The sequence below is a fragment of the Nocardia sp. NPDC052254 genome, from assembly GCF_040679495.1.
Lineage (GTDB): Bacteria > Actinomycetota > Actinomycetes > Mycobacteriales > Mycobacteriaceae > Nocardia.
Window position 1 is genome coordinate 109,948 of the sequence record NZ_JBFAUW010000010.1, and the last position, 24,154, is coordinate 134,101.

The 24,154-nt window shown below is 66.8% G+C and carries 25 protein-coding genes; 18 read left to right on the forward strand and 7 right to left on the reverse strand.

All coding sequences use genetic code 11. From position 1 onward, the window contains the following. From fabD to AB0L57_RS23730, 7 genes are all read left to right on the forward strand, one after another. Complete coding sequence (fabD, locus tag AB0L57_RS23700) at positions 1-1,338, forward strand: ACP S-malonyltransferase (RefSeq protein WP_364966017.1); 1,338 nt, start codon at positions 1-3, stop codon at positions 1,336-1,338. Positions 1,339-1,417: 79 nt separating this feature from the next. After that, on the forward strand, positions 1,418-1,726 hold the full coding sequence (locus AB0L57_RS23705; protein WP_364966019.1) for a hypothetical protein: 309 nt from the start codon (positions 1,418-1,420) through the stop codon (positions 1,724-1,726). Then, positions 1,723-2,154: a hypothetical protein gene (locus AB0L57_RS23710; RefSeq protein WP_364966021.1), complete on the forward strand. Its 432-nt coding sequence runs from the start codon at positions 1,723-1,725 to the stop codon at positions 2,152-2,154. The genes AB0L57_RS23705 and AB0L57_RS23710 overlap by 4 nt, the downstream gene beginning before the upstream one ends. A gap of 5 nt (positions 2,155-2,159) precedes the next feature. After that, positions 2,160-2,768 (forward strand): TetR/AcrR family transcriptional regulator, encoded by a 609-nt coding sequence (locus AB0L57_RS23715; RefSeq protein ID WP_364966024.1) that lies wholly within the window; start codon positions 2,160-2,162, stop codon positions 2,766-2,768. A 493-nt stretch (positions 2,769-3,261) separates the two neighbouring features. Continuing rightward, a complete protein-coding gene (locus tag AB0L57_RS23720) occupies positions 3,262-4,242 on the forward strand; it encodes an AraC family transcriptional regulator ligand-binding domain-containing protein (RefSeq protein WP_364966027.1) in 981 nt (326 codons plus the stop codon). A gap of 253 nt (positions 4,243-4,495) precedes the next feature. Further along, on the forward strand, positions 4,496-6,277 hold the full coding sequence (locus tag AB0L57_RS23725) for an FUSC family protein (RefSeq protein WP_364966030.1): 1,782 nt from the start codon (positions 4,496-4,498) through the stop codon (positions 6,275-6,277). Beyond that, a complete protein-coding gene (locus AB0L57_RS23730) occupies positions 6,274-6,807 on the forward strand; it encodes a MarR family transcriptional regulator (RefSeq protein WP_364966033.1) in 534 nt (177 codons plus the stop codon). The genes AB0L57_RS23725 and AB0L57_RS23730 overlap by 4 nt, the downstream gene beginning before the upstream one ends. A 58-nt stretch (positions 6,808-6,865) precedes the next feature. Here AB0L57_RS23730 and AB0L57_RS23735 read toward each other — a convergent pair whose 3' ends face one another. Next, positions 6,866-7,963 carry a glycosyltransferase family 4 protein gene (locus AB0L57_RS23735; RefSeq protein WP_364966506.1) on the reverse strand — a complete coding sequence of 366 codons (1,098 nt, stop codon included), beginning with the start codon at positions 7,961-7,963 and terminating at the stop codon, positions 6,866-6,868. Between the two features lie 876 nt (positions 7,964-8,839). Between AB0L57_RS23735 and AB0L57_RS23740 the strand changes: the two genes are divergently transcribed. The 5 genes from AB0L57_RS23740 to AB0L57_RS23760 are packed head-to-tail and all read left to right on the forward strand — an operon-like array spanning position 8,840 to position 11,374. After that, positions 8,840-9,220 (forward strand): hypothetical protein, encoded by a 381-nt coding sequence (locus AB0L57_RS23740; RefSeq protein ID WP_364966036.1) that lies wholly within the window; start codon positions 8,840-8,842, stop codon positions 9,218-9,220. Then, positions 9,217-9,978 (forward strand): F0F1 ATP synthase subunit A, encoded by a 762-nt coding sequence (gene atpB / locus AB0L57_RS23745; protein WP_364966038.1) that lies wholly within the window; start codon positions 9,217-9,219, stop codon positions 9,976-9,978. Before AB0L57_RS23740 ends, atpB begins: the two co-directional genes overlap by 4 nt. Positions 9,979-10,035: 57 nt before the next feature. Beyond that, positions 10,036-10,287 (forward strand): F0F1 ATP synthase subunit C, encoded by a 252-nt coding sequence (locus AB0L57_RS23750; protein WP_025352811.1) that lies wholly within the window; start codon positions 10,036-10,038, stop codon positions 10,285-10,287. Between the two features lie 8 nt (positions 10,288-10,295). After that, complete coding sequence (locus tag AB0L57_RS23755; protein ID WP_364966042.1) at positions 10,296-10,796, forward strand: F0F1 ATP synthase subunit B; 501 nt, start codon at positions 10,296-10,298, stop codon at positions 10,794-10,796. Then, a complete protein-coding gene (locus tag AB0L57_RS23760) occupies positions 10,796-11,374 on the forward strand; it encodes a hypothetical protein (RefSeq protein WP_364966045.1) in 579 nt (192 codons plus the stop codon). The genes AB0L57_RS23755 and AB0L57_RS23760 overlap by 1 nt, the downstream gene beginning before the upstream one ends. A gap of 52 nt (positions 11,375-11,426) precedes the next feature. On the opposite strand, the gene AB0L57_RS23765 is transcribed toward AB0L57_RS23760, so the two are convergent. The 3 genes from AB0L57_RS23765 to AB0L57_RS23775 form a co-directional block, all read right to left on the reverse strand. Beyond that, positions 11,427-12,290 carry an NAD-dependent protein deacetylase gene (locus AB0L57_RS23765; RefSeq protein WP_364966047.1) on the reverse strand — a complete coding sequence of 288 codons (864 nt, stop codon included), beginning with the start codon at positions 12,288-12,290 and terminating at the stop codon, positions 11,427-11,429. A gap of 62 nt (positions 12,291-12,352) precedes the next feature. Next, positions 12,353-12,523, reverse strand: coding sequence for a hypothetical protein (locus AB0L57_RS23770; RefSeq protein ID WP_364966049.1), 171 nt, complete (start codon positions 12,521-12,523; stop codon positions 12,353-12,355). Between the two features lie 87 nt (positions 12,524-12,610). Beyond that, complete coding sequence (locus AB0L57_RS23775; RefSeq protein ID WP_364966051.1) at positions 12,611-13,042, reverse strand: hypothetical protein; 432 nt, start codon at positions 13,040-13,042, stop codon at positions 12,611-12,613. 276 nt (positions 13,043-13,318) lie between these two features. Between AB0L57_RS23775 and AB0L57_RS23780 the strand changes: the two genes are divergently transcribed. After that, positions 13,319-14,770, forward strand: a complete 1,452-nt coding sequence (locus AB0L57_RS23780; RefSeq protein ID WP_364966054.1) for an aldehyde dehydrogenase family protein — start codon at positions 13,319-13,321, stop codon at positions 14,768-14,770. A 78-nt stretch (positions 14,771-14,848) separates the two neighbouring features. On the opposite strand, the gene AB0L57_RS23785 is transcribed toward AB0L57_RS23780, so the two are convergent. Next, complete coding sequence (locus AB0L57_RS23785; protein WP_364966056.1) at positions 14,849-15,742, reverse strand: aminoglycoside phosphotransferase family protein; 894 nt, start codon at positions 15,740-15,742, stop codon at positions 14,849-14,851. A gap of 323 nt (positions 15,743-16,065) precedes the next feature. Here AB0L57_RS23785 and AB0L57_RS23790 point away from each other — a divergent pair, with 323 nt between their 5' ends. The 3 genes from AB0L57_RS23790 to AB0L57_RS23800 are packed head-to-tail and all read left to right on the forward strand — an operon-like array spanning position 16,066 to position 19,053. Further along, positions 16,066-17,070: a quinone oxidoreductase gene (locus tag AB0L57_RS23790; protein ID WP_364966059.1), complete on the forward strand. Its 1,005-nt coding sequence runs from the start codon at positions 16,066-16,068 to the stop codon at positions 17,068-17,070. After that, on the forward strand, positions 17,067-17,960 hold the full coding sequence (locus AB0L57_RS23795) for a TauD/TfdA family dioxygenase (RefSeq protein WP_364966062.1): 894 nt from the start codon (positions 17,067-17,069) through the stop codon (positions 17,958-17,960). The genes AB0L57_RS23790 and AB0L57_RS23795 overlap by 4 nt, the downstream gene beginning before the upstream one ends. 40 nt (positions 17,961-18,000) lie before the next feature. Further along, positions 18,001-19,053, forward strand: coding sequence for a 3-keto-5-aminohexanoate cleavage protein (locus AB0L57_RS23800; RefSeq protein ID WP_364966064.1), 1,053 nt, complete (start codon positions 18,001-18,003; stop codon positions 19,051-19,053). Here AB0L57_RS23800 and AB0L57_RS23805 read toward each other — a convergent pair. Then, entirely contained in the window at positions 19,037-20,155 is a 1,119-nt protein-coding gene (locus AB0L57_RS23805) for an AraC family transcriptional regulator (RefSeq protein WP_364966067.1), read from the reverse strand. The two genes, AB0L57_RS23800 and AB0L57_RS23805, sit on opposite strands and share 17 nt — an antisense overlap. A gap of 150 nt (positions 20,156-20,305) precedes the next feature. Here AB0L57_RS23805 and AB0L57_RS23810 point away from each other — a divergent pair, with 150 nt between their 5' ends. Further along, the gene (locus tag AB0L57_RS23810) at positions 20,306-21,382 is read left to right on the forward strand and encodes a saccharopine dehydrogenase NADP-binding domain-containing protein (RefSeq protein ID WP_364966070.1); all 1,077 of its coding nucleotides are present in this window, start codon (positions 20,306-20,308) and stop codon (positions 21,380-21,382) included. Positions 21,383-21,388: 6 nt separating this feature from the next. Here AB0L57_RS23810 and AB0L57_RS23815 read toward each other — a convergent pair whose 3' ends face one another. Next, positions 21,389-21,901, reverse strand: coding sequence for a MarR family winged helix-turn-helix transcriptional regulator (locus tag AB0L57_RS23815; protein WP_364966074.1), 513 nt, complete (start codon positions 21,899-21,901; stop codon positions 21,389-21,391). 153 nt (positions 21,902-22,054) lie between these two features. On the opposite strand from AB0L57_RS23815, the gene AB0L57_RS23820 reads away from it, so the two are divergent. Continuing rightward, the gene (locus tag AB0L57_RS23820) at positions 22,055-24,109 is read left to right on the forward strand and encodes an MMPL family transporter (RefSeq protein ID WP_364966509.1); all 2,055 of its coding nucleotides are present in this window, start codon (positions 22,055-22,057) and stop codon (positions 24,107-24,109) included. Positions 24,110-24,154 lie beyond the last annotated feature (45 nt).

Below are 24,154 nucleotides of genomic sequence, written 5' to 3' on the forward strand. Positions count from 1 at the left end.
ATGCTCGCATTCGTATTCCCCGGTCAGGGCGCGCAGTTCCCCGGTATGGGCAAGGCGCTGGCCGACGCCTGGCCGATCGCGCGCGCGACCTTCGAGGCCGCCGATGCCGCAATGGAATTCGGCCTGAGTGAGTTGTGCTTCGGCGGTACGGCCGCGGAGCTGGCCCGGACCGAATTCGCCCAGCCCGCCATCCTGGCCACCAGTGTGGCTGCCCATCGAGTTCTGGTGGCCGAGACCGGATGCCATCCCCTCGTCGTCGCCGGGCACAGCCTGGGCGAATTCACCGCACACGTCTGCGCGGGCACCCTCGACTTCGCCACCGCCGTGCGGCTGGTGCGCCGGCGCGGTGCGCTCATGCAGGAGGCGGCCGGACCCGGGGCGGGGGCGATGCTCGCGGTCCTCGGTCTCGACGCCGAGGTGGTCGAACAGATCTGCGATGCGGCAGCACATTCGGAGATCGTCGCGGTGGCCAACTACAACGGCGCCGGTCAGGTGGTCATCTCCGGACATCGCGGAGCGGTTGCTCGCGCTCGGGAACTGGCGTGCGAACGCGGCGCGATCGTCCGCGAGCTCGAGGTCAGCGCGCCCTTCCACTGCCCCCTGATGAAACCGGCCGCCAGCGGCTTGCGCGCCGAATTGGCCGCCGTCGAGTTCGCTGCGCCGCGGATTCCGGTGGTGGACGGTGCTTCCGGCGAGTGGTCCCGCACGGCCGCCGATCCAGCCCGATCGTTGTCGGCGCAGATCTGCGCACCGGTGCGGTGGGATGCGGTGATGGCCGGGCTGTCCGCCCGGGGCGTGCGATATGCCATCGAGGTGGGGCCCGGTGCGCGCCTGACCGCCATGTTGCGCCGCGCGGAAAAAGGCATCCGCACAGCGCATTTCGGTGAGCCCGCCGATCTGGACGGCGTGCGCGAGCTCTTGGACGACAAGCCGTGGCTGCGGCGCGCGCCGGGCGGGTGGCGGCACGGCGAGCGCGGTGATCTGTACGCACCCGATACCGCCGAGATCGTCTGGGCGGGCGCCACCGAACCCGAACCGACCACCGGTGCTGCCTGGATTTCGCGGCCCGACGGCACCCGCCTGCACCGCTACGGCCCGATGGCGGTGCTCACCCCGGACGATCTGTTGCAGACCTTCGATCCGGCCGCCTGGACGCCTCGCGAGGACGGCGCCTACGTCCGCGCCGATCGCACCGCCGCGATCTATCCCGATCGGGAGCGAGAGCGCTTCGATCCGGCGGAATGGACCTCCGATTCCGCCGGAACTCTGCGCCGCACCGACGGGACCCGCGTCATCTGGCCCGACGGCGACGAATGGAGCTTCACCACGGACCGATGAGGTTCATACGATCGTATTGACGATCCTCTCATACATCCGTATGGTCATCCATACGAACGTATGAGAGGGGTGTTCGCACATGTTTCGTATCGTCGAACTGCTGGGTCTGTGCGCGCCGCTGGTCGGCGCGGCGATCGCGGTGTACTACCGGCGCAGGTTGGGCGGTGCCTTCGGTATCGCTCTCGTGGCCGCGGTCATCGCGTCGATCGCATCGATCGTCGGCGTGGTCACCGGCAAGGTGATGTGGTTCGGGTCCGGCGGCGCCGAGGGCATCACGCACCGCATGGAACTCGGCGCCGGGATACGCAATCTGCTGCTGGTCCTCGCGTGGGCGCTGTTGTTGCTGGTGATCGTGCGCCGGCCCGCACGGAGGGCGCAGGCGCGATGAGCGGCGCGCAGCTGGTGTTCGGCGCTGGTGAGGCGGCGGTGATCGCGCTGGCGGCGGTTTCGCTGGTGATCGGGCTGCGCCTGGCCCGCGAACGTCGCCTGGCCGGGTTGTCGCTGGCGGGTGCGGGGGTGGTGTGGCTGGTCGCCGAGGGTGTGCGACTGCTCCAGCTCGAGGTCATTCGTCCCGCACTGGCCGGACCGGACAACGAAACCGCTCGCCTGCTCGTCGATCTCACCGGTGACAATCTCTATTTCGGGCTCGGCGGGCTCGGCGTGCTGTTGCTCTTCTTCGCGGCGGTGGTCGATCGTGCCGGGCGTGGCGACGGTCGCCGGGAGCCGATGGCATTGGCGCGGCAGGTGGGTGATCAGGCCTGGCGCTACTATCGGGCCCGTGATCAGCGGGAGAGGAGCCGGGGCATTGGGCGCTGAGGCCGATGAGCGCTGAGGTGAACGGTGGCGGGGCACCCGCGGCTGGAGCGGGTGTCTCGGACCGCCGTCGTCAACTCCTGGACCGGCTGGCCGATGTGATCGCCGAGGACGGTATCGAGGGAGTCAGCATTCGCACGCTGGCCAGCCGAGCCGGGGTGTCCATCGGAACCGTCCAGTACTATTTCGCGACGAAGAGCGATCTGCTGCAGCGGGTTTGGGAATACGTCAGCGACGAGGTCCAGCGGCGATTCGATCCCGAGGCGATGACGCGGATGCCGCCGCGGCAGCTGCTGTCGCGCCTGGTCGATCTGCTGGTGGCGCCAGGTCCGGACGATCGGCTGGCGCGGGTGTGGCTCGCACTCGCGGCCCGTGCGGCGCACGACGAGGAGATCGCGCGGCTGCACCGCCGGCAATGGGAGCAGATGGAGGGATTGATTGCGCGGGTCCTGGCTGCGGCGAATCCGGCACGCACGGACGAATCCGACGATGCCGGGGCGGAACTACTGGGATTGCTCGACGGCCTGACCATCTCGGTACTCACCGAACCCGATCGGATGCCGTCCGCCCGCGCCCGCCGAATCGCGCACGCGTGGACCGATCGCTGGACGGACTGATGGGCCCTGAGGCGCAGACGGCAGCGCGGTGTTACCGCGCGGGGTGTCCCTCGGGTCGTGGATGAGCGGTTCGATCGTTCTCGATCGGGCCGTGAGTGACGCGGCCCGACCACCGCCCGTGTCCTGCTCAGTGCACCCGCGACGAATCCGGTATCAGCCGGCCTGCCTCGACCAGAACCCGGAGTGCTGCCCGTCGGCGCGGGCATTCGTCGGTGCGGCAGCTGCGGTGCATCTGCATGATCTGATGGGCTTTGTGGGCCGTGAGATCCAGCGGCTCCATCCAACACGTACTGAACATATCCACGTCCGCTCGCCCTCCTAGATCCCTGCCTGCCCGCTCGGCCATCCCTTGCCGATGACGGTCTGTCGAGGCTATGCCCCCAGTTTTGGGAGACGGAATGTGCCGAACGGACCGAATATTGGTAATTTCGGACTTGTGCTTGGGTTCGGTACGCCGTCGGATGTGTTACCGCACGGCAGCGTCAGTGTGCGCATGATGGTCGCAGTGGGTTCGGCGCACGGATTGGACGATTCACTGTTATTGGCGGACACGGGAATCGCCCCCGGTGATCTGTCGGATGAAGACCTGCGAATTTGGCCGGAGCAGGAATTCGCGGTCGCGCGCAATCTTCTTCGTGCCCTCGGCGACCGGCCCGGCCTCGGTGTGGAGACCGCCGCGCAGGCCACTCTGGGCAAGGCCGGGCTGGTCGGCCTGGCGGCCCTGGCCAGCGCGACAATGGCCGATGTCCTCGCGATCGCGATCCGCTACCAGGATCTGGTGTCGGTGGCGGCACGCTACGACCTGGTGGACGACGGTGGCGATGAGGTCGCCCTGGTCGCCGACGGTTCGGTGATACCCGACGACCTGCGCGCATACTTCCTGGAACGGGAGGTGGCACTGATTTTCGTGGCCGGTCGCGCACTGGATGTCGAGATCCCTGGGCTCCGGCTGGAACTGGAACTGGATGCCGATTACGCCGCTGCCCTGGCCGAGGTCGCGACGGTCGAGCGCATCGTGCCGGGCAGCCCGCGCACGGCCCTGGTCCTGCCCCGTTCATTCCTGGAACTGACCATGCCGCACGCGGATTCACATACCGCCAGCCTGATCGAACGGCAGTGCCGCGAGGCGCTGGCGGTGCTGCTCGAGGGGGGATGGAAGCTGTCGACGCTGGTCCGTGAGCGTCTGCTGCGTGACCCGGGGACGGTGCCGTCGATGGCCGAGGTCGCCGCCGAACTGCACATCAATGTGCGAACCCTGCGCCGCCAGCTGACCGCGGAAGGGGCCAGCTTCCGCGGCCTGCTCAACACGGTGCGGGAGAACACCGCGGCGGAGCTGCTGCGGGCGGGTTCGACGGTCGAGGACGTGGCCCGGCGGCTGGGCTATGCGGAGACGGCGAATTTCACACATGCCTTCAGTCGGTGGATGGGTATGTCACCGCGGGCATACCGGCAGTCGCAGAGCCGCGAGCGATAGCGGATGGTGCTCCAGGACGCTTTCGGGATTTCACCGAAAGCGTGATTTCCGTTGTCTTCCCGATGCCGGAGACAATGTGCGTCATGGCATTTTCGGATTGTCGCGCGAGAACTGCAGTGGACATATTCTGCGTTCGCAATATGGCGATCGAATGCCGATGAATTGCACACCGGTATTCGGGCGCTCCGAGGAGCCGACGGTGGCATTGGTCACTCGTATAGTTTCCTAGTAAAATACCTGTTAAGGTTTACGGATGCCGCATCCGACCTCGCCCTCGTCCATCGCAGGTATTCGTCACACGTTGCGGATGCTGTCGTTGCGCGGGGTCTTCCGGATGCGCCCGGTCGCCGACACCTGGTACCAGTCGGCACTGTGCGCGGTGATCGCCATCGGTGTGCCGGAGATCGTGCTGCTGGCCACCGGCCGGGTCGAGCTGGCCTTCTACACCAGCGCCGGAGGGCTGTGCGCGGTGTACGCGCACGGTATGCCCTATGCCGCCCGCGCCCGGACCCTGGCCTGGGTCGTTTTCGGCATGGTCGCCGGCACCGCCGTCGCCTTGACCGCATCGGCGCTGATCGAGTCCGCGGCCGTCCGCGTCGCCGTGATCGCGGTCCTCGCCGGGCTCTACAAACTCATCTGCGACGCCTCCCGGATGGGACCGCCGGGCAACATCATCTTCACCTTCGTGGTGTCCAGCGCGGCCTTCGTGCCGCAGAGTGCCGGGCAACTTCCCGGGCACATCGGCCTGATCCTGCTGGGCGGGGCGCTGGCGTGGTGTGTGTGCATGGCTCCGGCGCTGGTACGCCCGCACGGCCCGCAGCGGATGGCGGTGGCGCGCGGCGTCGAGGCGACGGCACGACTGCTGCGGATGCCCTTCGGCGATCCCGGATTCCCGCGGGCCCGTCACGATGCCGCGGTGGCGGTGCAGGCCGGATGGAACGCGCTGGCCCGGGTCCCCTCGACCGCCCGGACCGTACCGCAGCTCACCGCACTGGCGGGACTGCTGGCCCGGGCCGAAACCCTCGCTGCCGCAACGCGACCCAGCGGTCCCGGTTACCGGCTCTACCCCTCGGACGCGCAGCCGGGCACCATCGCGGACGGGACCGTGGCGGATCGCGCCGTGGCACCGGATCCGGCGGCTGCATCGGCCGGAGCCGAAACCTTGGCGGAGTACGGCCGGGCGTTGCGGCGTGGGCACCCCGTCCCGCGTATCGAATGCGCCGCGGCCGAGCAATCCGAAATCCGCGGTATCGCGCTCGGGCGGCCGAGTATGCCGCGCGGCACCGCTGTGCGCCGCGTCCTGCGGTCCTTCCGGCCGGGCGCTTCCGGACTGCCGCTGGCGGCCCGTGTCACCATCGGATCGGCTGCGGCGGGCTGGATTTCGCTGGCGCTGGGCGTCGACAAGCCTTACTGGGCGGTGATGACCGCCGCGGTGCTGATCGTCGCGAACACCGCGCTGTCATGGCAACGGACCGTGCAACGTGTCCTCGGCAATCTGGTCGGGGTCGGTCTGTTCGCCGCGGTCGCGCCGTGGATGCACAGCCCCGTGACCCTCGTCGCGCTGGCGCTGACCTGTCAGGTGATCGTCGAGGCGACCGTCTCCCGGAACTACTGGGTCGCTTCGGTTTTCATCACGCCGATGGCATTGGCGATGGTCGAGTTCGTGAATCCGCGCCCGGCCGCCGAACTCGGACTGGACCGCTGGCTCGATACCTGCGTCGGTGCGGTGATCGCGGTGGTGATCTGTTTCGTGATTCCGAACCGCCGGGTCGCCGATCGGGTGGTCAAGGCGCTGCGTGATCTGGACACCGCCATCGGGGGCGCTCGCCGTGCCGTCGAATCCGGCAGTGGCCACGGTTCGGACCGGGCTCGCCTGGCCGCCGCGCTGATCGAGGTTCGCACCAGTGCAGACGCCGCGGCGGGGGAATGGTGGAGCGCGCCGCTTCCCGACGAGCGCATCATCGCCGCGGAGCGGACCGGGCATCAGCTGCTGGATCGGCTTCCGGTCCGATCGCTGGCTACGGTGGCCGCATGAGCGCCGACAGGGCCACCGAGGCCGGAGCCGATGACGCCGTTGCCGAGGTCATGCGGCAGTGGGCCCGGGCCGTACCCGATCTGGATCTGAGCCCGATCGCGGTGATCGGCCGCATCAACCGATGCTCGGCGCTGTTGCAGCAGGTCAGCGATGCTCCGCTGGGTGACGAGGAACTGACGCGACCGGAGTTCGATCTGCTGCTCGCCCTGCGCCGGGTCGGCGGTGAGCTGACACCGGGCCGCTTGGCTCGCGAGACCTTCGCCTCCCCGGCGGCGGTCACCAAACGATTGCGTGGACTCGAACAGCGGGGTCTGGTGGGGCGCCGGGCGGATACCCGGGATCGCCGGGTCTCACATATCGCGCTCAGTGCCGAGGGGCGGGCCGTGATCGATCGGCTGATGCCGCGTCAATTGGCCTACGAGGCCGGGCTGCTGTCCGGACTACCGGACGACGACCGGGCCGAGCTGGCCCGGATCCTGGCCGAGGTGCTGGTGCGCTGGGAGGGGCGCTTCGGCGGGCTACCCCGCTGAAGAGCCGTATCCGGCCGCGCGGAGAGCGCGACCGGATACGGGTTCGTGGATCTGCGAATCAGCCGTTTCCGATGGCCGACAGCGGCAGGCTCAGCGGAACACCCTCTGCCGTGATCCGCCCCGCGGCGGTCTTGCCGATCGCGGTGTAATAGGCCGCCTCGTAACCGGCGCCCAACTGGTCGACCGAGAACCGCTCCACCACCCGGCGCCGGCAGGCGGCGGGATCGATGTCGTCGGCCGCGGCGATGGCCGCCGGCAGTTCGGCGGGATCGTCGCAGATGATGCCGGTGACACCGTGGTCGACCACTTCCTCTACCGCACCACCGCGCAGCGCCACCACGGGCGTGCCGCAGGCCATCGCCTCGATCATGACGATGCCGAACGGTTCCTCCCAGCGAATCGGGAACAGCAGACAGCGCGCGGATGCCAGCAGCAGCCGCTTCGCGATCTGATCGGCCTCACCGAAGACGAAATCGGTGTCCCGCAGCAGTGGCCGCACCGCGGACTCGAAGTAGGCCTTTTCCGGCGGCTCGTTCATCTTCGCCGCCAGCACCAGTGGGATCCCCGACTCGTGCGCCGCGTGCAGTGCCAGGTCGGGACCCTTGTACGGGGCATAGCGCCCGAGGAAGAGGGCGAAGTCCTGTTTGCGTGTCTGGAACGGCCATTCCGCCGGCCGCACGGTGTTGTAGACCCGCCCCACCCAGTTGAGATTCTCCGCCAGCGACCGTTGCCGATCGCTGATGGCGACGAATTGGGCGGTATCGGTGAGTGAGCTGTAGTACTCCTGAGCCTCGCCGTCGACCGGGCCGTGCACGGTGACCACGGTCGGAATGCCCAGGGCCGAATACATCGGAGCGTTCAACGGCCCCGCGAAGGTGTGATCGTGCACGACATCGATGCGTTCGGTGCGTGCCAGTTCGGTGATGATGCGCCGGACCTTGAGCGCATTGAGAACCTCCGGGAACGGATCGCCGAGGCGTTCGGCGAGGATGTCGTCCCAGACGGGGATGAACCGTGCAGTGGTCCCGGGGCGGCCGGCGCCGAGCAGAGTGACCCGGTGCCCGCGTGCGACCAATGCGTCCGCCAGTTGAGCCACCACGGCTTCGACTCCGCCGTAACCCGCGGGCGGAACTTCGAAATACGGTGGCGCGACCATCACGATATGTAATGGTGCACCGGATCCGTGGAGGTTGTAGATCAAGGATTCCGGGTTCAGTGCGGCATCGTCCAGGGTGACCGAGTACTCCGATTCCGGTGCTCGCAGGGCGTCTGCGTGCAGGGATCCGGGGTACTCGCTGGGACTGGAGCCGGACGGGCCCGAGGAATCCGAGCCTGACGGGTTACTGCTCATGGTACTGCCTCCTCAACGTGTGAAGCTGCGACCAAGCATGGAGAGCGACCGGAGATCGAAGGCCTCTCTCGGGAACTTCGGTTCCCCTCATCGGAGGGCCGGGAGGGCCCCGCTGGGTGTGTTACCCAGCAGCAGACACGGTAACCCTTCGCCAGTAAAATGTCCGGGTATGCCTGGTAGAAGGCAAAATTTGTGCAATCGAGACAGGGTGTCGTGGGCGGATTGCCGGGGGCGGCGGGGATGGTCCGGTCCGGCAGCTGACCGGACGGGCCCGTCCGGCTCGCGACGGCGGCCGGATATGACGCCTATATATAAGGCGTCGGCGCGGACTATCGAGAATTGTCATTAAGATGGACAATTCGGGCAAATAGGGCTTTCGTTCAGGGTTCCCGCTCAGATATTACTCGCACTGTATGGCAATTTGACCGCGAATTTACCATTGCCGCGCTCTTGCGAGAGCGGTCCGAAATGTCCGTAATTAGAGAGTTTGCTGCAGGTCGGAAAGTGTCCGAATGGGTAGCCTCGCGGTCACTGGAACGATTCTCCCGGTGTGTCCTGCGCAAAATTCAAGATCAAGTATACGAAGATCAAAAATGTTGCTACGCAAGGAGGTTGGTATGTGTAAGCTGACCTCGATCACGACCTACTACGAGGTGGGATGGCGGCGATGGTGGTGTCGCAGTGAGTATCGACAAACTGCGGTTACGTCGTGCGGGCATTATGGTAGCCGCATTCGGCGTTCTGGCTTTGGTGGTAACGGGTCCACTGGATCGGTTGCTGCTCGGTGTATTCATTTGTATCGGACTGGGTTTGGGATGGCTCAATGCGCAGCTGACCCTCCGGTCGGTCACGAGAATTACTCGTTCGGAAGCGCCGAATAAGCAACTGCTGGCACTGACGACGGCCAGTCGGCTGATCGTTCTCACCGTGCTGGCGATCATCGTCGCGTTCCTGACCCGTCCCGATGGCGTCGGCATCTTCTTCGGCTTGGCGTTGTTCCAGGTCATCCTCGTCTTGCATACCGTTGTGCCCGAGTGGAGAGGGCTCCGTCAGCAGTCATGAGCAGCACTATCGCGACGATGATCCTGGCCGAAGAAGAGCCGAAGATCGAAGTGGGTCACCACGCCACCGCCGAGTTGTGGGGATTGACGTTCAACGTCGACACCATCATCTCGACCGCGGTCGCCGCCGTGATCGTTCTCGCCCTGGCGATATTCCTCCGTATGAAGATCACCTCCGGCGTTCCGAACGGCGTGCAGTTGTTCTTCGAGACCGTCACCGTGCAGATGCGAGGGCAGGTGGAATCCGCGATCGGAATGCGGATCGCGCCGTTCGTATTGCCGCTGGCGGTAACGCTTTTCACGTTCATTCTGCTGTCGAACTGGATATCGGTTCTGCCGATGCAGTACGGACGCGGTGAATTCATCTTCCCGCCGGCTTCCGATGTCAATTTCGTCTACGCCCTGGCGCTGTTCGTCTTCGTCTTCTATCACGCGGCGGGTATCAAGCGGCGTGGTCCGCTGACCCACGTGAAGCAGTTGCTCAAGGGACATACGGGCTGGGGACCGATGGTGCTCATCAACATCATCGAAGAGATCGCGAAACCGCTGTCGTTGTCGCTGCGATTGTTCGGCAATATGTTCGCCGGCGGCGTTATGGTCGCGGTGATCGCGTTGTTCCCGTACTGGATCGCCTGGGGGCCGAACGCCATCTGGAAGATGTTCGACTTGTTCGTCGGCGCCATCCAGGCGTTCATCTTCTCGCTTTTGACCGTCCTCTACTTCAGTCAGTCCATGACGCTGGAGCACGAAAACCACTGAACGGCAGTCCCGATCGGTCTCGTCGATCGGTCAACGTTGGAGAACAGGAAGAGAACAATGGCAGCAGATCCAGCAATCGTCCAGGGCGCCCTCATCGGCGGCGGTCTCATCATGGCCGGTGGCGCCATCGGCGCGGGTATCGGCGACGGTCTCGCCGGTTCGGCACTGATCAACGGTGTCACTCGCCAGCCCGAGGCCGAAGGCCGGTTGCGCGGTAACTTCTTCCTGACCGTGGGTCTGGTCGAGGCGGCGTACTTCATCAACCTGGCATTCATGGCCCTGTTCGTATTCGCCACTCCCGGTAAGTAATCGGCGAGATGTCCGCGCGAACCGATGTGGTGGCCGACGGGAACTTCCTCATTCCCAACGGCACCTTCTTCGTCGAGCTGATCATCTTCTTGATCGTGCTCGGAGTCATCTGGTTCTTCGTTGTTCCGCCGATCCGCAAGGTGCTGACCGAACGCGAGGAGCGGGTCGAGGCGACCACCGCCGACGCCAAAGAGGCGAAACAGGTGTTCGCCGAGGCCGAGGCGAAATATCAGACGGCCCTGGAACAGGCCCGTACCGAGGCGGCGGATATCCGCAACGAGGCACGGGCGCAGGGCCGGGAGATCATGGACGATCTGCGCACGCAGGCGCAGGCGGAGGTCGACGGTATCGTCGCCGAATCCGCCGGCCATCTGCGGGCGGAGGCCGACCGTGTGAAAGCCGAACTGCGACTCGAGGTCGAGCCGCTGGCACAATCGCTCGCCGACCAGGTGGTCGGGGACAGTCGGCACGCCGGTACCGCCGGTCGCAGGAGGGGACGGGAGTCGTAATGATTCACACCAACGGCGGTGTTCTTGCCGCCGGCGGATACGAGATCACCTTCGATTGGCCGGTCTTCTTCAGTCAGCTGTTCGGCTTCGCGGTCATCATCTTCGTGACCGTGAAATGGATTGTGCCGCCGGTGAAGCGGCTCATGGCCAAGAGCCAGGGCGCGATCGCCAAACAGCTCGAGGACAGCGACCACGCCGCCACACAGCTGGAGCAGGCCAAGCAGTCCTATGCCAACGCCCTGACCGAGGCGCATGCCGAACTCGAGCAGATCCGCGCCGATGCGCGTGCCGATGCCGATTTCATCGTGGCGCAGATGCGCGAGGCGGCCGCGGCGGAGGTCGAGCGGGTGCGGCGACAGGGACGCGATCAAGTCGCACAGCTGCGTCGCCAGATGGTGCGCGATCTGGAAACGGATCTGGCGGCGGCGATGCTGTCGATCACCGAGGAGAAGGTGCGCGACCAGGTCGACACCCCCGAGGCGAAATCGGAGAGCATCGAACGGTTCCTCGAGGACCTGGAGATTCTCGCCAACTCGTCCCCGCCGATCAAACGCCAAGCGCAACCCGGCTGGAACTGAGCATCTTTCACCGAGGTGCCGATGGACCACGGTCCATCGGCACCTCATTCGTTCACCCTCGAACGGTTTCCGGGACCAGTGCGTCGGCCAGCGCGGCGAGAGTCGGCGAACAGCCCGCATCGACCCGTACGGTCGCCAACTCGTCCCCACGGGTCCGCCCGCGGTTGACGATCACGATCGGCTTACCGGACTTCGCCGCCCGTCGCACGAAGCGCAGGCCCGACATCACCGTCAGCGAGGAACCCGCGACCAGCACCGCGTCGGCCGCGTCGATCATCGAGAATGCCTCGCCCACACGATCTTTCGGGACGTTCTCGCCGAAGTAGACGATATCGGGTTTCAGCATCCCGCCGCACCCGTCGCAGTCGACCATCCGGAACCCGGCGGTATCGGCGACCACCGCGTCGGCATCGGGCGCCACCTCGATTCCGGTCGCGGTCACCAGTTCGGCGAATCCGGGATTGGCGTCCTCGAGTCGCTCGGCGAGCGTCATCCGTGAGATCAGGCCCTGACAGGACAGGCATCGCACCTGCGCATAACTCCCGTGCAGATCGATGACCGCGCGATGGCCGGCCTTGGTGTGCAGCAGGTCGACGTTCTGGGTGATCAGTCCGCTGACCACACCGCCACGTTCCAGCCGCGCCAGCATCCGGTGTCCCGGATTCGGCCGAGCCGCATCCATCCGCCGCCAGCCGACGTGATTGCGCGCCCAATAGCGCTGCCGGAAGACCGGATCACCCACGAACTGCTGATAGGTCATCGGCGTGCGAGGCGGGGAATCCGGGCCCCGGTAGTCGGGGATACCGCTGTCGGTGGATACTCCGGCCCCGGTCAGCACCACGATCCGCCGATCGGCAAGGACCTCGACCGCGCGCTCCGGCACGGTGCCGGCCGGTGCGGTCGTGAGTTGAACCATGAGTCCAGGTTACGAGCCCGGTCCACCCTTTCCCGATCAGGCGCCGACCGGCGCTCGACTTGTCAGCGGGCCGGTTGCGGTCCCAGGGTGGCCGCGGCCGGGATCCGGTACAGGGCCGGGTAGATCGTGGTCGAGTACGAGTGGGCCCGGAGGGTGGTGGCGACCGCGCCGAGGAAGTGCAGGATCAGGCCGATCGCGGCGGCGGCGCCGACGATGTGGGACGCGATATCCATGGCGTGGTCCTTTCGTTCACCCTGTGGGTGCTCATCAGGGTGACGACGCTGGGCGCCGGAATGTGACATCCCGGCGCCCGACCGGACTCAGCGGCGCTGCAACGTGATGCCCGCGATCGGATAAGGCGCGCTCGTGGGGGTGCGGGCGATGTTCAGTGTGCCGATCCAATGCCCTTGGCGTGGATCGATATCGCGCAGGTCCATCCCGAAGGGCGTGGGGAAGGGCTGCGGATCGTATGCCACATACACTTCGTCCGGCCCGACCGGGATCTGCCGTCCTGTCCTCGACCAGGTCGGGCACACCAGAACCACGACCACGCCGTCGACGAAGACCTGCAGATCGCAGTTCTCCAGCGGCGATCCCAGCACATTGGCCGGGTGCCGGGTGATGTGGTAGGTGCCGCCCGGAATCACTCCGTTGCGGGGGAATTCGGGGTCGTCGGCGGAGGCCACGGTGGGCACCGCGCAGAGTGCGGCGGCGATGAGCGCGGCACCGGCCGCGATATGACGAATGAACATTGATCCGGCTCCGATCGGTTGATCCATCGAGTTCAGCCGTATGCCGAGAGCTCGCCTGTGCCGAGGTCGCGGCAAACCGGGTCGATCCACGGGCGTCGCCCGCGCGGAAACGAACGTACCGTGCCCTGCCGCCGCCTCTGTGGAAATGATATTCTCGCGCTAGAGAATGACTCACTCAAATTTGCAGAGCTAAATTTCATCGGCGCCGCCGCCGACGGTGGTGCCGCGCGGCCGGACGGGCTCGGATGCCCACCCGGCCGGAAGGAAGGATCCGCGATGGCATTGCAGTCGGTACTGGACGAACTACGTCAGCGGCCCGGTAAGGGCGACGTGATCCCGGTCATCGATCCCGTGACCGAGGAACAGATCACCGAATTCACCGATGCCGGCGAGGATGCCGTCAACGATGCGGTGGCCCGGGCGCGGACCTCGTTCGATGCGGGGGTCTGGCACGGTCTGCCGGATCGGCAGCGGGCCAAGGTCATGTGGCGCATCGCCGATCTGATGGACGAGCACGCCGAGGAGTTCGCGCAGCTCGACTCGCTGAACACCGGTATGCCCATCGAGCAGGCCCGGATGATCGTCCCCACCTGCGCCGAATTCTTCCGCTACTACGCGGGCTGGTGTACCAAGATCAACGGCACCGCGCACGAGGTGCAGATGGAAGGCGGTGTCTCCGGCTCATTCGCCGAGATGCACGCCTACACGCTCAAGGAGCCGTACGGCGTTGTGGGACTGATCTTCCCGTGGAACGGGCCGATCTTCAACGCGTGTGCCAAGGTCGCTCCGGCGCTGGCCGCGGGTTGCAGCAGTATCGTCAAACCCGCTGAGGAGACGCCGCTGTCGGCGCTGCTGCTGGATCGCCTGATCGCCGAGGCCGGTGTGCCCGAGGGCGTGGTCAACCTGATCACCGGCTACGGTCACACCGCGGGTGCGCAACTGACGGCACATCCGGATGTGGAGAAGATCGCCTTCACCGGGTCGACCGAGGTCGGCAAGAAGATCGTCGAGGCGTCGTCGGGCAATCTCAAGAAGGTCATGCTCGAACTCGGTGGCAAATCGCCGGTGCTGATCTACGACGACGCCGATCTGAACATGGCGATCATGATGGCCGCGATGGGCATCTTCGTCCATTCCGGGCAGGGGTGTGTCTGTGGCTCCCGCATCTTCGTGCAGCGAAGCGTATACGAGCAGGTCGTGGAAGGTATTGCCGCGATTGCCAATTCGTTCAAACTGGGCGGGCCTTCCGAGGGCGCCGGGAGTGGGCCGCTGATCAGCCAGAAGCAGCTCACCCGCGTGCTGGGCTACATCGATGAGGGTAAGAAGGCCGGGGTCGAGGTCGTCACCGGCGGGCATCGCCTGGACCGGAAGGGCTACTTCGTACACCCGACGGTGCTGACCGATGTCGATAGGAATCTGCGCCTCTATCAGGAGGAGATCTTCGGCCCGGTGGTGCCGATCCTGCCGTTCGATGACGACGACGAGGCGGTGGCGCTGGCCAACGACACCACCTACGGTCTGGCGGCCACGGTCTGGACCACCAATCTCGGTCGCGCGCACCGTCTCGCGAAGCGATTGCAGGCGGGCACGGTCACGCTGAACTGCCAGCTGGTCTTCGACCACGGCGTTCCGTTCGGCGGTTACAAGCAGTCCGGCTGGGGACACGAGTTCGGCCGGGAGGGCGTCGAGGCGTACATGCAGACCAAATCGGTCTGGGCGCAGCTCTGATATCGCGGCGGCGAGCCGGTGACGGCTCGCCGCCCGGAGCATCGGCGCCACCGATCCACGCGCTCCGGTGCGCAACTGTCAGGTCAGTGCCAGTGCGAGCCGGTCGGTGGCGTGAACCAGCCAGCCGGGATCGCCGTGCGCCCGGCCCCACAGTGCCTCGTGGACCGCGCCCGCCTGGGTCCAGCGGCGGGCCCACTCGACATCGATATCGGCTGCGGCGCAATAGATATCGAGTAGGCGCAGCACACCCGGCCGGGGATCGGCGGTGGCGAGCAGCGGTGCGAACCGGGGGCTTCGGATCACGTTGAAGGCGTCGTACGCCGGATCTCCGACCTGACCCCGGGGATCGATCGCGAGCCATGGTTCGCGCCCCGAAGCCAGGATGTTCGCATCGTGCAGATCGCCGTGCACCAGAGTGTTCGGCTGGTGCGGGCCCCATTCGCGCAATGTGGTGAGAGCGGCGTCGATTGCCGCACGCGGCAGGTGATGATCGAGAGTCTCGGTAGCCGTGCGGATTTCGCGCTCCCAGCGACTCATCTGGTGGGACAGTTGCGGCAGGTGGGCGGGTGCGTCCACAGCCAGTCTGCGAGTGAGCCGCCCCTGGATCGTGAGAGCTTCCTCATCCCCGGCGCTGGCCAGGGCGCCGCCGCCACGTTCCAGCATCATCGCGAACCGGTCGTCGGCCCGTTCGTACAAGCGCACCGCACCGGCGCCGTCCCACACCTCGTACGCATCTGCCTCGCACATATCCGCCCACCGCGGAAACGACACCTTGATCACCGCTGCCCGTGACCGGCGGCGCACCGGAACGACGATGCCGACCTGCCCGTGCGCGACCGGCCCATCCGGTACGCAGGACCATTGCCGGACCAGTCCGTCGAGCAGTTCGGGTAGCCCGGCGATCCATTCCCGGCCGGTGACCCCGCTTGCCGCAATCTTGCTGTGCGCGAGGGATTTCGGAAGTCGGATCATCGGGTGATTCCAGGGGCCGTTTCGGGTGTTGCGACTCGCGGCCGTGGCTGGTGCCGGTCACCGTGCGTGCGTTCGCTGTCGTCCGTCGCTTCCGTGCGCGCTCGATCCGCACCGCCGCCTGTTATGTGTCCCAGAATGCCAAAAATGCCGTCCCCTATGGGTAAGCAAGACCTTGGTCTGCTGCCTACCGTTGATGGCAATACACAGTGCAGCGGCAGGCGCCCGGCGTTGCACCGCCGCATCCGATGACCGAAGCGGTCACGCACTGTGCCCACCGGCCGTTGCCGGGCCGGTGACGACCCCGCCACAGGAGGAGATGCGCTGTGCCACATGCCTTTCGATTCTACGAGACCGGTGCACCCGAAGTGCTGCGCTGGGAGGAGGTCGAGGTCGGCGATCCGGGTCCGGGGGAGGTGCGGATCCGCCACGAGGCGGTGGGCCTGAACTTCGCCGACACCTACTTCCGGACCGGCCTGTACCCCGCTGGGCTGCCCGCGGGGATGGGTGTGGAGGCGGCCGGGGTGATCGAGTCGGCCGGGCCCGGTGTGACCGGCTTCGCCGCCGGTGATCGGGTCACCTATACCGGCAGCCCGCTGGGTGCCTACAGCACGGAGCGGGTCATGCCGGCCCAACACCTGATTCGGTTGCCCGGTGGGATTCCGTTCGACACCGCGGCGGCGATGACGATGCGCGGCCTGACGGCGGCCTATCTGCTGCGCCGCATCCACCCGCTGCACCCCGGTGACACGGTGCTGCTGCACGCGGCGGCCGGTGGTGTCGGCCTGATCTTCACCCAGTGGGCGAAGCTCCTGGGGATCACCGTGATCGGCACCGTCTCCACCGATGCGAAGGCCGAGATCGCCCGGGCACACGGCTGCGATCACACCATCGTCTACACCCGCGAGCCGGTCGCCGAGCGCGTTCGTGAGCTCACCGAAGGCGCCGGGGTGCGGGTCGTCTACGACAGCATCGGCAAGACGACCTTCCAGTCCTCGCTGGATTCGCTGGCGCGGCGCGGATTGCTGGTGTGCTTCGGCACGGCGTCCGGGCCGGTGCCGCCGATCGACGCCATGCAATTGGCGATCAAGGGTTCGGTGTTCGTCACGCGTCCCGCGCTGGCCGATTACATCGCCGATCCGGCCGAGCGAGCCGAGCTGGCGGGGGAGTTGTTCTCCCATGTCGGCGCCGGGCGTATCCGGATCGTCGTCAATCAGCGCTACGAACTCGCGGATGCGGTTGCCGCACATCGTGATTTGGAGAAGGGCATCAGTGTCGGCTCATCGGTTCTCACCGTCGGGCCGCGCTTCGAAAGAAAGGATCGGTCATGACGAGCATTGCACCCACCGACATCTCGACCAGCTCCGGAATCTTCGGTGTGCGACCGCTGACCTGCACGATCGGCGCCGAACTGGTGGATGTGGATCTGGGCGAGGTGTCCCGTAGCGACACCCTGTTCGCGGCGCTGAAGGACATGCTGCTCGAGTACAAGGTGCTGTTCTTCCGCGACCAGAACATCAGCCGGGACGAACATGTCGCTCTCGCACGACGTTTCGGCCCGCTGGAGGATCATCCGGTACTCGGCAGTGATCCCGGCCACCCCGGTCTGGTGCGGATCTACAAGGATCTCGACAGCGCGCCCGAGCACTACGAGAACGCTTTTCACTGCGATGCGACCTGGCGGGAAGCGCCGCCGATGGGATGTGTGCTGCGCTGCGTGCGAACACCGGCGGTCGGGGGTGACACCATCTGGGTGAATATGGCGCAGGCGTATCGCCGCCTGCCGGAGCCGGTGCGGATCCGGATCGACGGATTGCGGGCACGCCATTCGATCGAGGCGAGTTTCGGTGCGATGCGCCCGGATGCCGAACGACGGCGCCTGCACGAGCAGTTCCCCGACGCCGAACATCCGGTGGTGCGAACTCATCCCGAAACCGGTGAGAAGGTGCTGTTCGTCAATGCCTTCACCACGCACTTCGTCAACTACCACACTCCGGAGAATGTGCGGTTCGGTAGCGATTACGCGCCGGGTGCCTCGGAACTGCTGAACTACCTGGTCCGGCAGGCGAGTGTGCCCGAATATCAGGTCCGCTGGCGTTGGACCGAGAACAGCTTCGCCATCTGGGACAACCGCTGTACCCAGCACTATGCGGTCCAGGACTATTTCCCCGACGTCCGCAAGATGGAGCGGGCGGGCATCATCGGCGACAAGCCGTTCTGAAACTTCCTTCACCACAAGAGAGTTCGATCGGAGTATCACCATGTTCTTTCACGACGACGCGCTGTTTCCCGAGAACCAGGACAAGCTGGTCATCACCTGCGCCCCCTACGGTCCGGAATGGGAGCCCGGCGACTTCCGCGACGATCTGCCGCTGACCGTGGACGAACACGTCCAGCAGGCAGTGGACTGCTACGAGGCCGGCGCGACGGTCCTGCACATCCACGTGCGCGAACTCGACGGCAAGGGTTCCAAGCGGCTGTCGAAGTTCGACGAGCTGCTCGCCGGGCTGCGCGAGGCCGTTCCCGAGATGATTCTCCAGGTCGGCGGTTCGATCTCGTTCGCGCCCGAAGGTGAAGGGGCCGAGGCGAAGTGGCTGTCCGACGACACCCGGCACATGCTCGCCGAGCTGGATCCGAAACCGGATCAGGTGACCATCGCGATCAACACCAGCCAGATGAACATCATGGAATTGATGACCGCCGACGATATCGCCGCCACCTCGATGCAGCGCCCGGAGCTGGCCGAGGCCTACCGTGAGATGACGGTGCCGGCGGGGCCGGCGTGGGTGGCCGAACACCTGCGCCGCCTGCGGGCCGCCGGGATTCAGCCACATTTCCAGCTCTCGTCGATTCCGCAGCTCGAAACGGTCGAGCGGCTGATCCGGCGCGGCGTGTACGCCGGTCCGCTGAATCTGACCTGGGTCGGGATCGGTGGTGGATTCGACGGGCCCAATCCGTACAACATCATGCAGTTCATCAATCGGGTTCCCGACGGCGCGTGCCTGACTCTGGAAACCCTGATGCGCTCGGTGCTGCCGGTGAACACGATGGCCATCGCGATGGGCCTGCACACCCGCTGCGGTAACGAGGACACCATCTGGGGTCGCAAGGGCGAGAAGATGACGTCGGTGCGGCAGATCCGGCAGCTGGTCCGGATCGCGGGTGAGCTGGGCCGCGCGGTCGCCACCGGTAAGGAAGCTCGCGATATCTACAAGATCGGCACCAGCTATACCGGTGCCGAGGAAACCCTCGCCAAGCTCGGTTACGCCCCCACCCGCACGCCCGGCCAGGTCGGCTTCACCCACCACGCCTGAGTCGGCGTTGCGGTTCTCCGGCGGGCGCCGCTGGAGGATTCGTCTCGCCGCTGCCCGAACGTGTTCCCGAGCGCGGAGTCCCGCCGCGACGCCGGTCCTGGTCCGCCGCTTCGGCCCGACGCCATTGGCTCGGGCTGCAGCCATGATGGCTGCGGAACCACCGGGTGAAGCCGGCCGGGCTGGAGAAGCCCAGCATGCCGGCGATCTCGGTGAGCGATCGACCCCGATTCCCCACCACGCGGCGGGCCAGATCCACCCGGGTGGAGTCGAGAATCTCCGAATAGGTGTGCCCTTCGTCAGCCAGGCGCCGGTGCACCGTGCGGCGGTCGACGCCCAGGCTGCGGGCGACCTGATCGGCCGAGCAGCGCCCGGTCGGCAGCAGCAATTCCACCAGTTCCTGTACCCGATCCCGTATCGACGTCTCGTGCATGGTGTCCACGGAGTCGAGCAACTGCTGGGTGTAGGGCCGCAGCAGGGGATCCGACATCGGATTCGGGGTGTCGAGATCCGTTGTGTACAAGGTCATCCCGGTGAATTCGTGATCGAATTTCAGCTGCGGTCCGAACAGTCGTAGATGAGTGGCGCGATCGTGGGGTGCGGGATGGGTGAAGGTGGTTTCGGCCGGTTGCCAGTGAGGGCCCAGGAAGCCGTGCAGAATTCCCTGCACCGCCCCCAGCGCCAGTTCGGTGGCCTGGCGGGTGCCGCCCCGCTCACCGGTGTCCAGGTGCAGTCGCATACTGGCGATTCCATTGCGCTCGGTGAGCCGGATGTGCAGTGATTCGTTGTAGGCGTGCTGGTGGCGCACCATCAGCACGAGTGCGCTGCGCACATCCGGTTCCTCGCGCATCACGAGACCGAGCGGGCCGAGATTGGACAGCCGCCGGCGTTCCGCCAGCAGTAGCCCGAAATCCTCCCGGCCTGATTCGGCGGCCGAGCGCTCCAGCAGTTCCGTCACGGCCGAGGCGGGCACCCAGCGGTCCTGCATGCTCAGGCCGGCGGGATCGAGTCCGGCCTCGCGAACCAGCCGAGCAGGTTCGAGGCCGAGAGACTGCGCGAGATCGACATAGTCGTTCAGTGCCGCGTATCTCGCCAGGGGCTTCATAGCTGCTCCCTCGATGTCTCGAACTGCTCGGCCGGGTGTCCCCCAGGGTAAAGAATTGGTGGACATTCGAGCCTGGCGGTGACCGGATGCGACGGTGCTGAACGGTCGGATACGGTGCGGAGTGCAGTCGAGCGAATGCGGGTGATGGTGTTGGCGAAAATCGTATTGTTCGGTGCGACCGGGTATACCGGGCGTCTGACCGCCGCAGCCCTGACCGCGGCGGGTGCCGCGCCGGTGCTCGCCGGGCGCAATGCCGCCGCGCTCGGTGCACTGGCCGGCGAGCTCGGTGGGGCCGACACCGCGGTGGCCGATGTCGCCGATCCGGATTCGGTCCGGGCGCTGCTCGGCCGCGGTGACGTACTGATCACGACGGTGGGGCCATTTCTGCGATACGGCGGCCCCGCGCTGGCCGCGGCGTTGGACGCGGGTGCGCACTACTTCGACTCGACCGGTGAGGGCCCGTTCATCCGCGACGTCTTCGAGCGGGACGAACAGGCGCGCCGGGCCGGGGTGGCGTTGCTGAGTGCCTTCGGATTCGATTATGTGCCGGGCAATCTGGCGGCCGCCATCGCCTTGCGCGAGGCACCGCGGGCCACCGGCGTCGATATCGGGTACTTCATCGCCAGTCCCGGGACCAGCGGCGGGACGCGAGCGTCGATGGCGGGCATGTTGTTCGAGCGCGGCTTCGCGCTGCGCGGTGGGCAGATCGTGCCCGAACGCAGTGGCGCGCGGATTCGTGGGTTCGATGTGGCCGGTCGTTCGCGCACCGGAGTGTCGATTCCGGGATCGGAACATCTGATCCTGCACCGTGCTCATCCGGGACTGCGGGAGACCGGTGTCTTCCTGGGCCTGCCGTCACCGGCCGCTCGTGGACTGCAGCTCACCTCACTGGTCTTCGATGCCGCCGCCCGGGTGGCGCCGGTGCGGCGGCTGGCCGAGGAGGCGATCGGCGGCGTCGTGAAGGGATCGACCGGTGGCCCCGACGCCGCGACCCGGGCCCACACCCGGACCTGGGCGGTCGCCGAGGCTCGCGACGATGCCGGGCGCGTACGGTCCTCGGCCACTCTCAGCGGTGTCGATCCCTACGAATTCACCGCGGCCATTCTGGCCTGGGGTGCGCGGACCGCACTGGCCGGTGGGGTGCGTGCCACCGGCGCACTCGGTCCGGTCGAGGCCTTCGGCCTCGACGAGCTGACCGCCGCCGCGTCCGCCGCCGGCATCCGCTAGCGCCGGTCAGGACCGATCCGGTGGCGTGATCGACGTGCTGTGTTCGCGCAGTGCGCTCACGATGGCGGTCAAAACGCGGTGTGTGGCCGCGAGATCGGCATCGGGGATGTCGGCCAGCGCGTCCCGGGTCCGATCGCTGACCGGCAGGAAGAAACCCGCCGCCACCGCCATGCCGTGGTCGCTGTAGCGCAGCAGGACCCGGCGCTTGTCGGTCTCGTCGGCCTCGCGGACGATGTGGCCCGATTCGATCATGCGTTCCACGAGATAGGTGATGGCCGCTGGCGAGACCCCGAGCAGGGTCCGCAGCCGCCCGGCGGTGAGCGGTCTCCCCTCCGCATCGGCGGTGGCGATATGGGTCAGCGCCCGGAAATCATTGGGGCGCAGACTGTTCGCGTGTGCGAACAGATGTGAGATCTGGTCCGATACGGCACTCAGCGCCCGGATGTCGCGAGCGATCGTCGTTTCGAGCTCCCCGCGCTCGCGACGGGACTCCGCCGTGTCGTTCGGGCGCTCGGTCACGACCGCCTCCCTTCTCCGGTGCCTTCGCGACGCCGTGCGGTCGCGGTTGATCGCGTGTGTCCAGCGTAGTCGGCGTGCGCACCCGCCTTTGCATATTATTTAAGTATCTGAAATAGTCGGCGCGTGGACCTGTGGAGCCGATACGCGCGCGTCGTGGCCGATCGCAAAGGTTGGCGGATACTTCTGGCCGTAGTGGTGGCCGCCATCGCGGTGCTGGGGCTCGCGGGCGGGAACGAATCGAGTGGGTCGGCGCCGAAATCTCTGCCGGACAACGCCGAAGCCGCACGGGTGCAGCAATTGCTCCCCGAATTTCCCGGCGGTGACACGGCCGCCGCGGTGCTGATCGTCACTCGTGCCGACGGTGCCGAGCTGACCGTCGCGGATCGTGCGCAGGCCGAGGCCGCTCTGGCTCGAATGCGCGGCGGTGCAACGGGTTCCGGAATCGTCGAGGCGCCCGATCATCGTGCCGTCCTCGGGCAGGTGCCGGTCTCGTCGGAGCTGAACGGATTCGCCCTCACCGATCGCGTCGACGAGTTGCGCGCGGCCGCCCGCGACGGTGCTTCGCCGGGGCTGCGGCTGCAGGTCACCGGCGGCCCGGCCTTCGGAGCCGATATCGCCAACTCCTTCTCCGGCGCGAACGCGCTGCTGCTCTCGGTGACGGCCCTCGTCGTGATGGTGCTGCTCATCGGCACCTACCGGTCTCCGGTGCTGTGGTTGCTGCCGTTGACGGTGGTGGGGCTCGCCGATCGGGTCGCCGCGGCGATGGGAACCTTTCTGGCGCAGGCGACCGGCCTCACCTTCGACGGATCGACCTCGGGTATCACCAGCGTGCTGGTATTCGGCGCCGGTACGAATTACGCGCTCCTGCTGGTCTCCCGGTATCGCGACGAATTGCACCGCACGGCCGATCATCGTGCGGCCCTGCGGATCGCGGTGCGCCGGGCCGGACCCGCGGTGCTCGCCAGCAATCTGACCGTGGTGCTCGCTCTGCTCACACTGCTGCTCGGCCTGCTGCCGAACACCCGGGCCCTCGGCGCCTTCGGGGCGGTGGGGCTGCTCGTCGCGATGGTCTTCGTACTCACCGCGCTGCCACCGGCTCTGGCGCTGTGCGGTCGAAAGGTGTTCTGGCCCTTCATTCCTCGTGACGACGGGCGCGACACGACCCGATCCGGCGCCTGGCACGCCGTCGCGGAGAAAGTCGTCCGGCGGCCGGTGGTCGTGGCGGCGGTATCCCTGATCGCCCTGGCGGCCTGTGCGTGCGCGTTGCCGTTCGCCCATATCGGCCTCGCGCAGTCCGAACAGTTCCGTGTGCGAGCCGAGTCGATCGACGGCCTGGACACCCTGAGCGCCCATTTCTCCTCCGGCTCGAGCGATCCCGCGATCGTGCTCGCGAGAACCGATGCCGCCGCCGCGGTCACGGCCGTGCTGGAGCAGACGCCCGGCGTCGTCCGCGCCACCCCGGCCGGCGTCTCCGGGAACGGACTCACGCGCTGGTCGGTGGTGCTGGACGCGCCGCCCGCATCGGATGCGGCCTTCGCCGCGGTGGAGCGTCTGCGCACGGGACTGGCCGCCGAGCCGGGGGCCCAGGCATTGGTGGGCGGGTCCGACGCGGCCGCACTGGACACCCGCGATGCGGCCCGCCGCGATCAACTCCTGATCATTCCGCTCATTCTGGCCGTGGTCCTGGTGGTCCTGCTGGTGCTGTTGCGCGCGGTTCCGGCGGCCCTGTTGCTGGTGGGTGTGACGGTCCTGAGCGCACTGGCCGCGCTGGGGATCGGGAGTCTGGTCAGCGCGCACCTTTTCGGTTTCCCGGCCCTGGACACCAACGTCCCGCTGTTCGCCTTCCTCTTCCTGGTCGCGCTGGGTGTCGACTACACGATCTTCCTGGTCACCCGTGCCCGCGAAGAGACGCCGGGGCATGGCGTCACCGACGGGATCGTGCGTGCGGTGGCATCCACCGGTGGTGTCATCACCAGCGCGGGGATCGTTCTGGCCGCGGTCTTCGCGGTACTCGGTGTGCTGCCGCTGATCACCCTGACCCAGCTCGGCATCGTGGTTGGCATCGGAATTCTGCTCGACACCTTCGTGGTGCGCACGGTGGTCATTCCGGCCCTGTTCGCCTTGATCGGCCGGCGGATCTGGTGGCCGGGACGCTGGGTACTCGAATCGGCCGCACAGCCCGAAGCCGAGCGGGTCCGAACACGCTGAGCGGACCGGATGCCGCGGCCTCCCGCGTGCTCGTCAATGCCACTG

Bases quoted from the DNA above. Each gene is read 5' to 3' on its own strand.
- AB0L57_RS23775 (WP_364966051.1), bottom strand. From the start codon at position 13,042: ATGTTCATTCGTCATATCGCGGCCGGTGCCGCGCTCATCGCCGCCGCA.
- AB0L57_RS23705 (WP_364966019.1), top strand. From the start codon at position 1,418: ATGTTTCGTATCGTCGAACTGCTGGGTCTGTGCGCGCCGCTGGTCGGC.
- AB0L57_RS23770 (WP_364966049.1), bottom strand. From the start codon at position 12,523: ATGGATATCGCGTCCCACATCGTCGGCGCCGCCGCCGCGATCGGCCTG.
- AB0L57_RS23720 (WP_364966027.1), top strand. From the start codon at position 3,262: ATGATGGTCGCAGTGGGTTCGGCGCACGGATTGGACGATTCACTGTTA.
- atpB (WP_364966038.1), top strand. From the start codon at position 9,217: ATGAGCAGCACTATCGCGACGATGATCCTGGCCGAAGAAGAGCCGAAG.
- fabD (WP_364966017.1), top strand. From the start codon at position 1: ATGCTCGCATTCGTATTCCCCGGTCAGGGCGCGCAGTTCCCCGGTATG.
- AB0L57_RS23785 (WP_364966056.1), bottom strand. From the start codon at position 15,742: ATGATCCGACTTCCGAAATCCCTCGCGCACAGCAAGATTGCGGCAAGC.
- AB0L57_RS23805 (WP_364966067.1), bottom strand. From the start codon at position 20,155: ATGAAGCCCCTGGCGAGATACGCGGCACTGAACGACTATGTCGATCTC.
- AB0L57_RS23780 (WP_364966054.1), top strand. From the start codon at position 13,319: ATGGCATTGCAGTCGGTACTGGACGAACTACGTCAGCGGCCCGGTAAG.
- AB0L57_RS23765 (WP_364966047.1), bottom strand. From the start codon at position 12,290: ATGGTTCAACTCACGACCGCACCGGCCGGCACCGTGCCGGAGCGCGCG.
- AB0L57_RS23710 (WP_364966021.1), top strand. From the start codon at position 1,723: ATGAGCGGCGCGCAGCTGGTGTTCGGCGCTGGTGAGGCGGCGGTGATC.
- AB0L57_RS23795 (WP_364966062.1), top strand. From the start codon at position 17,067: ATGACGAGCATTGCACCCACCGACATCTCGACCAGCTCCGGAATCTTC.
- AB0L57_RS23715 (WP_364966024.1), top strand. From the start codon at position 2,160: ATGAGCGCTGAGGTGAACGGTGGCGGGGCACCCGCGGCTGGAGCGGGT.
- AB0L57_RS23750 (WP_025352811.1), top strand. From the start codon at position 10,036: ATGGCAGCAGATCCAGCAATCGTCCAGGGCGCCCTCATCGGCGGCGGT.
- AB0L57_RS23725 (WP_364966030.1), top strand. From the start codon at position 4,496: ATGCCGCATCCGACCTCGCCCTCGTCCATCGCAGGTATTCGTCACACG.
- AB0L57_RS23730 (WP_364966033.1), top strand. From the start codon at position 6,274: ATGAGCGCCGACAGGGCCACCGAGGCCGGAGCCGATGACGCCGTTGCC.
- AB0L57_RS23735 (WP_364966506.1), bottom strand. From the start codon at position 7,963: ATGGTCGCGCCACCGTATTTCGAAGTTCCGCCCGCGGGTTACGGCGGA.
- AB0L57_RS23800 (WP_364966064.1), top strand. From the start codon at position 18,001: ATGTTCTTTCACGACGACGCGCTGTTTCCCGAGAACCAGGACAAGCTG.
- AB0L57_RS23760 (WP_364966045.1), top strand. From the start codon at position 10,796: ATGATTCACACCAACGGCGGTGTTCTTGCCGCCGGCGGATACGAGATC.
- AB0L57_RS23755 (WP_364966042.1), top strand. From the start codon at position 10,296: ATGTCCGCGCGAACCGATGTGGTGGCCGACGGGAACTTCCTCATTCCC.